Source organism: Gordonibacter pamelaeae 7-10-1-b, assembly GCF_000210055.1.
Lineage (GTDB): Bacteria > Actinomycetota > Coriobacteriia > Coriobacteriales > Eggerthellaceae > Gordonibacter > Gordonibacter pamelaeae.
In genome coordinates, this window is the sequence record NC_021021.1 from 65,448 (window position 1) to 67,150 (window position 1,703).

General features: G+C 66.8%; 1 protein-coding gene. It reads left to right on the top strand.

The features are described 5' to 3' along the window. Window positions 1-198: 198 nt before the first annotated feature. A partial coding sequence (locus GPA_RS00300) for a preprotein translocase subunit SecA (protein WP_041239862.1) occupies window positions 199-1,703 on the top strand: 1,505 nt, incomplete at its 3' end.

The window sequence follows — 1,703 nt, forward strand, 5'->3', positions numbered from 1 at the left end:
GGGCTAGGGGCCGATCGTCGCGGGGCTTGCCGGGCCCAAGGCCGGCAGGGCGCACGGGGGGCGTCGCCCGTGCGGCCGCCGCATAGGCGATCGGTTGCTGGCAACGCCTTGCGGCCACTGTGGATTTCCTTTGAGGCCAGGCGCGTTATGCTAGAGTAGCAGGTACTGTTCAAAGCCAAGAAAAGGACGGCGCATCACATGGCAGGATTCCTATCCAGGCTGCTGACGCTCGGCGAGGGCAAGCAGTTGAAGAACTACGAGGCGCTCGTGCAGAAGGTCAACGCCCTCGAGGGCGGGATGCAGGCGAAATCGGATGCCGAGCTTGCCGCCCTCACCGCCGCCTTCCGCGAGCGCGCCGACAACGGCGAGGACCTGAAGAGCCTGCTGCCCGAGGCGTTCGCTGCCGTGCGCGAGGCATCAGTGCGCACGCTCGGCCTGCGCCACTTCGACGTGCAGCTCATCGGCGGCATGGCGCTCAACGACGGGCAGATCGCCGAGATGAAGACCGGCGAGGGCAAGACGCTCGTGTCCACGCTGGCCGGCTACCTGAACGCGCTCAACGGCAACAACGTGCACATCGTCACCGTGAACGACTACCTGGCCCGCCGCGACAGCGAGTGGATGGGCCAGATCTACCGCTTCCTGGGCATGAACGTGGGCCTCATCCAGAACGGCATGCGCCCCGACAAGAAGATCCCCGCCTACCAGGCCGAGGTCACGTACGGCACGAACTCCGAGTTCGGCTTCGACTACCTGCGCGACAACATGGTCACGCGCGCGGAGGCCCGCGTGCAGCGCGGCCACCACTTCGCCATCGTCGACGAGGTGGACTCCATCCTCATCGACGAGGCCCGCACCCCGCTCATCATCTCGGGCGCCGGCACGCAGGCGGCCGAGACGTACAACAAGTTCGCGCGCGTCATGCCCGGTCTCGTCCCCGAGGTGGACTTCGACATGGACGAGGCGAAGAAGACCATCAACGCCACCGAGAGCGGCCTGGAGAAGATCGAGTCCATGCTGGGGATCGACGACATCTACGCCGACCCGTCGGGCCAGCTGGCCAACCACCTGCAGCAGGCGCTCAAGGCGCAGTTCCTGTTCCACCGCGACGTGGACTACGTCGTGGTGGACGGCGAGGTGAAGATCGTCGACGAGTTCACCGGCCGCATCATGGAGGGCCGCCGCTGGTCGGAGGGCCTGCACCAGGCGGTGGAGGCCAAGGAAAAGGTGCTCGTGCGCGAGGAGAACCAGACGCTCGCCACCATCACGCTGCAGAATTACTTCCGCCTCTACGAGAAGCTCTCCGGCATGACCGGCACCGCCATGACCGAGGATGCCGAGTTCCGCGAGATCTACAAGCTGCCCGTCGTGGCCATCCCGCCGAACCGCCCCGTCGCGCGAAAGGACGAGGACGACCTCATCTACCGCACGGTGGAGGCGAAGTTCAACGCCGTCGCCGACGACGTGGCCGCGCGCAACGCGAAGGGCCAGCCCTGCCTCATCGGCACCGTGTCCATCGAGAGCTCCGAGAAGCTCTCGCGCCTGCTCGACAAGCGCGGCATCCGCCATGAGACGTTGAACGCGAAGAACCACGAGCGCGAGGCGCACATCATCGCGCAGGCCGGCCGCGTGGGCGCCGTTACCATCGCCACGAACATGGCCGGCCGCGGCACCGACATCCTGCTCGGCGGCAACCCCGACGT